The sequence below is a fragment of the Binatus sp. (SeqCode) genome (assembly GCF_036522015.1).
Taxonomy (GTDB): Bacteria; Desulfobacterota; Binatia; order Binatales; family Binataceae; genus Binatus.
The window spans coordinates 1-8,282 of the sequence record NZ_DATDGQ010000327.1 but is presented as its reverse complement, the minus strand read 5'-3'; the positions used below and the strand labels follow the sequence as shown (position 1 = coordinate 8,282).

The window sequence follows — 8,282 nt, the reverse complement described above, 5'->3', positions numbered from 1 at the left end:
CGCCGACGCGGGCAGTCCCTCCATGCCCTCTTCGCGCAACTGCTCCACGTAGTCGCGAATCGTGGCGACCAGCGTACGGCGATCGAGCGACGATGGCGCGTCCATTCGAGATTATCTGACAGCGCGCAGGCGCGGCGGTTTATCGGCGCGGCCGGATTTCGGTTTGTTAGTTCGGAGCGCGACGATTCGATCGAGGATCAGCTCCGCAACCGCGTCCTTGGACATCTGCGGATGGCTCTGGGAGCGGCCATCGGAGCCGATGAGCGTGACGATATTGGTATCGACCTCGAAGCCGGCGGCCTCGCGGGTCACGTCGTTGGCGACGATCAGGTCGAGCCCCTTGCGTTTCAGCTTGGCGCGCGCGTTGGCTTCGAGATCGTCGGTCTCCGCCGCGAATCCAATCAGCAGGCGCGCGCCCTTCTTCGCCGCAAGGCGCGGCATCTCGTCCGCGATCGACTCCATCTCGAGCCGAAGCCCGCGAGCGTCCTTCTTGATCTTGCCGCCCGCTGGATTCGCGGGACGGAAATCCGCAACCGCCGCGGCCATCACGAGCGCCGTGGACCAGGTAAAATTGCTCGACGTTTGCGCGAGCATCGCGGCCGCGGTCACGGTGTCGATTCGTTCGACGCCATAAGGCGTAGCGAGCGCGGACGGTCCTGCCACGATTCGCACAGCAGCGCCGCGGCGCCGCGCCGCGCGCGCGATCGCAAATCCCATCTTGCCTGACGAGCGATTCGTGACGAATCGAACCGGGTCGATCAGCTCCTGCGTCGGCCCCGCCGTCACCAGGATGTTCTCGCCCGCAAGATCCTGCGCCGACAGCATCTTCTCGATTTCCGCGACGACAATCGCCGGATCCGGCAAACGTCCCTTGCCCTCGTACCCGCACGCGAGTGCGCCCTCACCCGGCTCGATTATCACCGCGCCGCGCGCGCGCAGCTTGCCAATGTTCTCCGCGACCGTCGGATGCTCGTACATATGCACGTTCATCGACGGCGCAAATGCGACTTTCGCACGCGTCGCGAGCAACACTGTTGTTACGATGTCGTCGGCGATACCGACCGCCGCCTTGGCAATCACGTCTGCCGTTGCGGGCGCGATCACGATCGCGTCGGCGCTGTCGGCGAGCCGGATGTGCCCTATTTCGGATTCCTGCGTCAGCGAAAACGTGTCAGTGGCGACAGGATTCGAGCTGAGCGTCTGCAATGTGAGCGGAGTGATGAACTCGGTGGCGTTGCGCGTCATCATCACGCGGACGTTCGCGCCTGCATTGACGAGCAGGCGCACGAGTTCGGCGGATTTGTAAGCAGCAATTCCGCCACTTACGCCGAGCACGATCGTCTTGCCGTCAAGCACGCCCATCAGGCCTAGATTCTAATGCGGCGCGCCCGCGGTTGAAACGGCCTGCATATCGACTGTCAGTCGTAGTATTCGAGCCCCAGATGCGTGATCAGGTCCTCGCCGCGCATCCATCGCAGCGTGTTCTTGAGCTTCATCAGCTGGATGAAAATGTCGTGCTCGGGATAAATGTTCGGCGCGTGCATCGGCGCCTTGAAGTAGAACGACAGCCATTCCTGGATTCCGCGCATGCCCGCGCGATGCGCCAAGTCCATGAACAGCACGAGGTCGAGCACCAGCGGCGCCGCCAGGATCGAATCCCGGCACAGGAAATTGATTTTGATCTGCATCGGATAGCCGAGCCATCCGAAGATATCGATATTGTCCCACCCTTCCTTCGAGTCACCGCGCGGCGGGTAGTAATTGATTTTCACCGAGTGAAAAACATCTTTGTAAAGCTGCGGATGCAGCTCCGGCTGAAGGATTTGGTCGAGCACCGACAGCTTGGTCTCTTCCTTGGACTTGAACGAGCCGGGATCTTCGAGCACCTCGCCGTCGCGATTGCCGAGGATGTTGGTCGAGAACCATCCCGACATCCCGAGCATGCGCGCCTTCAGTCCGGGCGCGATCAGCGTCTTCATGAACGTCTGCCCGGTCTTGAAGTCCTTGCCGCAAATCGGGAGGTTCGTCTCGCGCGCGAGTTCGAGCAGCGCGGGCGTGTCGGTGGTCAGGTTGGGCGCCCCGTTTGCATACGGGATTCCCATCTTGAGCGCGGCGTACGCGTAAATCTGGCTCGGCGCAATTTCGGGATCGTTACTGGCGAGCCCGGCTTCGAACGCCTTCAGCGTTTCATGCACCGCTGCCGGCCGATGGAAGACCTCGGTCGAGCCGCACCAGACCATCACGGTGCGCGCGACGCCGGTGCGTTTCTGGAACTGCCGGATGTCGTCCATCAGCATCGCGGCCTTGTCCATCTTGGTGCGCGCTTCCTTCAAATTGGGGCCGCGGATGTTGCGCACGTAGTCCTGATCGAAAACTGCATCCATCGGATGAAGTTTTTCCAGTGGCTCGCGCACCTGCTCCAGGAGCCCACGATCGAGCACCGCGGCGTTGAGCGCCGCTTCGTACGCGCTGTCCTCGTAAATGTCCCAGCCGCCGAATTCGAGATCCTCGAGCTTCGCAAGTGGGACGAAATCCTTGATCAGCGGCGTGCGTCCTTCGGTCCGCTTGCCGAGACGAACGGTGGCGAGTTGCGTCAGAGATCCGATCGGCGCGCCAAGCCCGCGCTTGACCGCCTCGACTCCGGCGATGAACGTCGTGCTGACCGCGCCAATGCCCGGGAGCAGCACGCCGAGCTTGCCGTCCGCGGGTGCGATTCGGACGGGACCTTTTGTCGTCAAACTTCAGGCTCCTTGGCGTCAGCCCTTTCGGAATCGTGACGGGAATTCAGCGCCGAAGGTTTGATCGGGATGCAGCACGCGCGCCCGCTCGATCAGCGCCTCTTCGGTCTCGGGAATGTTGGGATCCGGGATACAGCAATCGACCGGACACACCGCCGCGCACTGTTCCTGGTCGAAGAAGCCGACGCACTCGGTGCATTTGTCGGGGACGATATAGTAGATGTCGTCCTTGATCGCGGGCTTGTTCGCGCCGTTGAGTTCCCACTGCGCGCCGCCTTCATAAATCGCGGTGTTCGGGCACTCCGGCTCGCACGCACCGCAGTTAATGCATTCCTCAGTTATAAGCGTCGACATTTCGAGCTCCGAAACCGGTCATTGTTGGAATTGGCGCCGCGCAATGGGCGTCGACAAAACGATCGGACCGAACGGCAAGAATATCGGCGCGCAGCAGGAGGAGCAAGTATTTCAAGGCGCTACCCGGTCAGTCGGCGACGGCATTTGCGATGCGTCGTGCGAGCTCCAGAAACGCAATGCTGGCGGGATGCGCGGGGTCCGCGACTACAATCGGCATACCGTCGTCGCCGGCCTGTCGCACCTCGGGGTAAATGGGGACCCTCGCGAGCAGTTGCGTGCCCTCCTCCGCGGCCATCCGCTCGCCGCCACCGTAGCCAAAAAGTTCGTCGCGCTCGCCGCAATCGGGACAGATGAAATAGCTCATGTTCTCGACCACGCCGAGAATCGGGCAATGCACCTGGCGAAACATCTTGATCGCGCGCGTCGCGTCGAGCAGCGCCACGTCCTGCGGCGTCGTCACGATCACACAGCCGTCGAGCGAGACCTGCTGCGCGAGCGTCAACTGCGCGTCGCCGGTGCCTGGAGGCAGGTCGACAACCAGAAAATCCTGCGAACCCCACAGCGTGTCTTTCAGAAATTGCCGCACCGCGCCCATCACCATCGGTCCGCGCCAGATTACCGGCGCCTTCTCGCCGAGAAAAAATCCAATCGAGATGAGCTTCACGCCGTACTTTTCGATTGGGTAGAAATTCTGCCCGCCCACCGACTTGGGCCGCTCGTCGCCGACGTTGAACATCATCGGCACCGACGGCCCGTAGATGTCGGCGTCGAGCAGACCGACGCTGAGTCCCAATCGCGCGAGTGCCACCGCAATATTCGCCGCGACGGTCGATTTGCCCACTCCGCCCTTGCCGCTTCCCACCGCGATGATGTGCTTGGTTCCGTCAAGCCGCACGCGCCCGGTCTTCTCGCCGAGCTCGGCTTCAATCCGATGCACCCGAAGCTCGACGCTCGGTACGCCAAGGTCATGCGTCAGCGCCCGATGGATATTCGCAGCCAGCTCGCGGATCACCTCGTCGCGCTCGGTAACCTGCCGCAGAGTGATCGCATACCCGCCGTTGGGCAGAGGCTGCGCATCCTCAACCAGACCAAGCGCAACGATGTCAGCGGAGTGACCGGGATACTTTACGTGTCCGAGCGCCTCGATAACCGCGTCGTTAGGAACCTGTCGTGCCACTAATTCAAGTATCGCAGATGCATTGGCGCATCGATAGTTATGCGGTAATTCAAGGTGCTCAGCGCGCCAGTGGCGCCAGGCTCGATGCGATCACGTCGCGCGCCTCCGCCACGATTTGGCGGACGATTTCAGCGGCTGGCATAATTTTATCGATCAAACTCACCGATTGCCCGGCGTAGAATGGCAGGCCGCTGATATCGCCCTCGACCGAATCCGACGGTGGATTCACCGAGTATCTTGGCAGAGGCGCGTCGACACCGCCGCGGCGAAGATGCGCTACCGTTTCGCCTTCGCCGGCGCGATTCGGACTGATTGGCCTGCCCGCACGTTCCCACGCGTCGACGAGCGGCGTACGGATCACGCGATGCGCGGCGTCGGGCCATCCGATGTCGAACAGCTTGGTGTGAACCGTGTCGTTGGCGTTCGCGTCAAGCACCGCTTGCTTGTATTCCGGACGCGCCGACGACTCGCGCGAGGCCAGGAAGCGTGTGCCGAACACCGCGCCGTCGGCGCCCAGTGCCAGCGCGGCAGCCAGGCCGCGTCCATCGCTGATCCCGCCCGCCGCGAGCATCGGCAGGTCGCCAATCGCGTCGCGCACTTCCGGTACGAGGGCGAACGTGGTGACGACGCCGCGCACGTGGCCGCCCGCCTCGAACCCCTGCGCGATAATCGCGTCCGCGCCGGCGCGTTTCGCCGCGGCGGCTTCCAGAGCCGAACCGCACTGCCAGATGACTCTCAACCCGAGCCTCTTGCAGGCCGGAATATGCTCGGCAGGATCGCCCCAGAACAACGTCACCGCGGAAATCGGCAGCTCCGCGAGCGCCTCGAAAATTCCCGGCCGAAGAAATGGAATCAGCTGATTGACCACGATCGGCTTCGCCGTGATCCTGCGCGCCGCGGAAATCTCCGCCGCTATCGCGTCGGGCGAGAAGCCGGGCAGCGCAATAGTGCCGAGCCCACCCGCCTCTGATACTGCAGCGGCGAGATTCGCGAGCGCGACGTTGCCCATCCCGGCACAAACGATGGGATACTCGATGCCGAACAGCTCGCAGAATTTCGTCTTCAGCATCGGCTTAGAGCTGGCTCGCTTTGATCGAAAAGATAGTCGGGATCGGATCGCCTTCGATGTGCCAGAGGCCGTCGCTGCCCTGCTTCATGAACGGGAAATGCTGATAGATGCACTCAGCGAACTCATGCAGGTACTCGATTCGCAGTCCCGTCGCCGCAAGCGCGCTGACGATGTCGCCAAGGCGGTACATCCACTGATGAGTTTTGGAAACGATTTTACTCGGGTCTGAATAGTCGGGGCCGGGCGGGTCTTCACGCATCGCCGTGTGGAAGTATGAAATCTCGTTTTCGAGCTTCGTCATACCGCGGCGATTATCGCTCATCAGAATCAGGGGGTGAAACTCAGCCATATAGAAGAAACCGCCGGGCTTCACGAAGCTCGACGCGATCTGCGCCCATCGCTTGATATCAGGCAGCCAGCACAATGCGCCGTAAGACGTGAACACGATGTCGAATTGCTCGTGCAATACGTCGGGCGCGTCGTAAATGTTGGATTGCAGAAATCTCGCAGGAATCTTCAACTCGGCGCTGATCGAACGCGCGAGCGCGATCGCGTCGTCGGAAAAATCCACACCGGTGATTTTCGCGCCCATCCGCGCCCAGGACATCGTGTCGAGTCCGAAATGACACTGCATGTGCAATAGCGATTTCCCGCGAACGTCGCCGACTTCGCGCAGCTCGACGGGCTTGAGGACGTTCTCGCCCGCCTTGAACTCGGCAAGCCGGTACTCGGGCGACATGGCGTGAATCCGCGCCATCTGGTTCCACGCGTCGAGATTTGCTTTCAGTCGCTCGTCCATCGCAACCCTACGGCCGTACCTTACGCGCTACGGGCGCTCCTGGCTGTAGTCCCACGAGACCGTCCGCGACGGCTTGAAAGTCACGACCACGACCTTGTTGCCCTTGAGCGATTTCGCGTACGCCTTGCCGAGTTTCTTGCCCAGGTACTCGACCGCCATCCGCTCGGTGCGTTTGTCGTCGATTTTTTCCTCGAGCGTGGCGCGTCCCTTCAGTACCACCGTCTTGTACGGCGCCTTCTTGGTATCGACGACCAGCGTGACGCGCGGATCGCGCACCAGGCATTTGTATTTGAACGACTCCGCGCCCGTGTGAAAAACGATTTGCCCGTCGGCGTATTCGTACCAGGTCGGCACCGCATGCGGCGCGCCGTCGGGCGCGGTGACGGCGACCACTGCGACGATCGGTTTCTTGAGCAGCTTCTCGACATCTTTCTTCTTCATCGGCATGCGAACGAGGTCTCCTGTAGCGGCGCGGCAAACTCACTTGCCCTTGAAGTTCGGTTTTTGTTTTTCGCGGAAGGCGCGGATACCCTCGCGCACGTCCTCGGACGGATTGGTGATCATCACGTTGAGCGCGGCGTCCTCGAGCGCATTCTCGAGCGTCATCTCGCGCTGCTTGTACATCATGCGTTTGGCCAGCCTGATTGCCAAGGGCGGTCCGTCCGCGAGCCGCCGCGCGAAATCGTTCACGCGCGTTTCGAGTTCCGCGTGCGGCACCACCTCCGTCACCAGCCCGAGCTCGAGCGCCGTTTTCGCGTCATAGACTTCGGCGAGCAGCGTCATCTTGAGCGCGCGATCCAGACCCATGAAGCGCGGGAAAAGGTACGCGCCGCCTTCATCGCAGAGCAGCGCGAACTTGAGCGCCGTGTCCCCCAGCCGCGCCTGGTCCGACGCGATCCTGAAATCGCACGACAGCGCCAGCGTCAGCCCGCCGGCCACCGCCGCACCGTTAATCGCCGCAATCACCGGCTTGTCGAAGCGATGCAACGAAATTACCAGCTGATGGAACCCTTCGCGCATCTCGAGCATGTGCCCCATCGGATGTCCATGAAATCGCGAACGGCTCTCCGGCGCGCCGCTGATATCGCCGCCGGCGCAGAACGCGCGTCCGCTGCCCGTGACGATCAACACGCGCACGTCGTCGTCCTGCCGCGCGAGATCGATCGCCGCGCACATCTCCTTGACCATCGTCTCGTTGTAACCGTTCATCCGCTCGGCGCGGTTGATAGTGATTTTCGCGATGCCGTCGCGCGAGCCATAAATGATCGTCTTGAAATCCATCGTCACTGACCTCCATAAATAGCCTCTCCCTGTCAGGGAGAGGCCGCGCCGACGGCACGGGTGAGAGTCCAAATAAAGGGATGCCCCTCCTCGGACAAGGAGCGGGCACGAGCACTATCGACCCTTAAACGTAGGCGGCCGCTTTTCCAGAAACGCCTTCACCGCCTCGCGATGGTCCTCCGTCCGCCCCGTCATCGTTTGTCCCCACGCCTCGCGATCGAGCAGCTCGTTGAATTCATGATTCAGCGCCGCGTTGAGATTAGCTTTCATATAGCCGTAGGCAACCGTCGGGCCATTGGCGATTCGCGACGCGATCGCGTGCACCTCGTCTTTGAACGACGCCGCCGGCACGACTCGATTTGCCAGCCCAATACGCAGCGCCTCATCGGCGCTGATCACATCGGCCAGGAAATACAGCTCGCGCGCCTTGGCCGATCCCACCAGATGCGTTAGCGACCATGTGCCGCCGTAGTCGCCCGAGAAGCCGACCTTGGCGAACGCCGTGGCGAAGCGTGCCGCGTCGGACGCAATCCTGATGTCGCACGCCATCGCTAGACTCAAGCCGGCCCCGGCCGCTGGACCGTTGACCGCCGCGATCGTCACCTTTGACATCTCGTGCAGCATCAACGACGCTTCTTCGCCGCGGCGCAGTCCCGCGACGCGATCCTCGATCGTTTGCGTCGCGCTCGTGCTCGCATTCTCGTTGCGCTCGCGCATCCCGCCGATATCTCCGCCCGAGCAGAATCCGCGCCCCGCGCCGGTCAGCACGACGGCGCCGATTTCGGGATTGGTCGCGGCGCGCGACAGGTTGTCCACCAGCCCGCCCATCATCTCGGCGCTCATCGCGTTGAGCTTGTCGGGCCG

Annotated in this window: 9 protein-coding genes; all 9 read right to left on the bottom strand. The window is 62.3% G+C overall.

Annotated features, from left to right (window positions below):
* Positions 1-111: 111 nt before the first annotated feature.
* Positions 112-1,362 carry a bifunctional phosphopantothenoylcysteine decarboxylase/phosphopantothenate--cysteine ligase CoaBC gene (gene coaBC, locus VIW95_RS13890; RefSeq protein ID WP_331587519.1) on the bottom strand — a complete coding sequence of 417 codons (1,251 nt, stop codon included), beginning with the start codon at positions 1,360-1,362 and terminating at the stop codon, positions 112-114.
* Between the two features lie 56 nt (positions 1,363-1,418).
* Positions 1,419-2,738: an inositol-3-phosphate synthase gene (locus tag VIW95_RS13885; RefSeq protein ID WP_331587516.1), complete on the bottom strand. Its 1,320-nt coding sequence runs from the start codon at positions 2,736-2,738 to the stop codon at positions 1,419-1,421.
* 18 nt (positions 2,739-2,756) lie between these two features.
* Positions 2,757-3,092: a YfhL family 4Fe-4S dicluster ferredoxin gene (locus tag VIW95_RS13880; RefSeq protein ID WP_331587514.1), complete on the bottom strand. Its 336-nt coding sequence runs from the start codon at positions 3,090-3,092 to the stop codon at positions 2,757-2,759.
* Between the two features lie 127 nt (positions 3,093-3,219).
* A complete protein-coding gene (locus tag VIW95_RS13875) occupies positions 3,220-4,269 on the bottom strand; it encodes an Mrp/NBP35 family ATP-binding protein (protein WP_331587512.1) in 1,050 nt (349 codons plus the stop codon).
* 58 nt (positions 4,270-4,327) lie between these two features.
* On the bottom strand, positions 4,328-5,338 hold the full coding sequence (locus tag VIW95_RS13870) for a nitronate monooxygenase (protein WP_331587510.1): 1,011 nt from the start codon (positions 5,336-5,338) through the stop codon (positions 4,328-4,330).
* Between the two features lie 4 nt (positions 5,339-5,342).
* Positions 5,343-6,137 carry a class I SAM-dependent methyltransferase gene (locus VIW95_RS13865; protein ID WP_331587508.1) on the bottom strand — a complete coding sequence of 265 codons (795 nt, stop codon included), beginning with the start codon at positions 6,135-6,137 and terminating at the stop codon, positions 5,343-5,345.
* A gap of 27 nt (positions 6,138-6,164) precedes the next feature.
* Positions 6,165-6,584, bottom strand: coding sequence for a pyridoxamine 5'-phosphate oxidase family protein (locus VIW95_RS13860; protein ID WP_331587506.1), 420 nt, complete (start codon positions 6,582-6,584; stop codon positions 6,165-6,167).
* 33 nt (positions 6,585-6,617) lie between these two features.
* Positions 6,618-7,418 (bottom strand): enoyl-CoA hydratase/isomerase family protein, encoded by an 801-nt coding sequence (locus tag VIW95_RS13855; RefSeq protein WP_331587504.1) that lies wholly within the window; start codon positions 7,416-7,418, stop codon positions 6,618-6,620.
* A 114-nt stretch (positions 7,419-7,532) separates the two neighbouring features.
* The coding region (locus VIW95_RS13850) for an enoyl-CoA hydratase (protein WP_331587502.1) at positions 7,533-8,282 on the bottom strand (750 nt) is incomplete at its 5' end.

Coding starts and splice junctions, on each gene's coding strand:
- coaBC (WP_331587519.1), bottom strand. CDS start 1,362: ATGGGCGTGCTTGACGGCAAGACGATCGTGCTCGGCGTAAGTGGCGGA.
- VIW95_RS13880 (WP_331587514.1), bottom strand. CDS start 3,092: ATGTCGACGCTTATAACTGAGGAATGCATTAACTGCGGTGCGTGCGAG.
- VIW95_RS13870 (WP_331587510.1), bottom strand. CDS start 5,338: ATGCTGAAGACGAAATTCTGCGAGCTGTTCGGCATCGAGTATCCCATC.
- VIW95_RS13865 (WP_331587508.1), bottom strand. CDS start 6,137: ATGGACGAGCGACTGAAAGCAAATCTCGACGCGTGGAACCAGATGGCG.
- VIW95_RS13860 (WP_331587506.1), bottom strand. CDS start 6,584: ATGCCGATGAAGAAGAAAGATGTCGAGAAGCTGCTCAAGAAACCGATC.
- VIW95_RS13855 (WP_331587504.1), bottom strand. CDS start 7,418: ATGGATTTCAAGACGATCATTTATGGCTCGCGCGACGGCATCGCGAAA.